This window comes from Halomonas sp. 141, assembly GCF_002810305.1.
GTDB lineage: Bacteria > Pseudomonadota > Gammaproteobacteria > Pseudomonadales > Halomonadaceae > Vreelandella > Vreelandella stevensii.
Genome location: NZ_PINZ01000172.1, coordinates 1 through 269, shown reverse-complemented (window position 1 = coordinate 269; position 269 = coordinate 1). Strand labels below are relative to the sequence as shown.

The window sequence follows — 269 nt, the reverse complement described above, 5'->3', positions numbered from 1 at the left end:
ACGCGCACCTTGCTCACGCCGTCGAGTGTCGCGGCGGCTTCGGCGGCGGCCTGGACGCCTTCACCGGCGACCAGTACATCGATATCGCCACCGATCGCCTGGGCGGCTGCCACGACGTGGGCGGTGGCGCTGGCCAACTGACCTTCATGCAGGTCGGCAAGTACCAGAATGCTCATGAGATCAGCTCCTTTTAAAGCACCTTGGCTTCGTTTTTCAGTTTGTCGATCAGCTCGTCCACCGAGGCGACCTTGATACCGCCCTTGCGCTCG

2 pseudogenes are annotated in these 269 nt (G+C 62.5%); both read right to left on the bottom strand.

Annotation, left to right across the window (positions count from 1 at the left end):
- Window positions 1-176, bottom strand: a pseudogene (locus CWI66_RS17880) (electron transfer flavoprotein subunit alpha/FixB family protein); the annotation flags it as partial.
- Between the two features lie 14 nt (window positions 177-190).
- Window positions 191-269 (bottom strand): annotated as a pseudogene (locus CWI66_RS17875) (electron transfer flavoprotein subunit beta/FixA family protein); the annotation flags it as partial.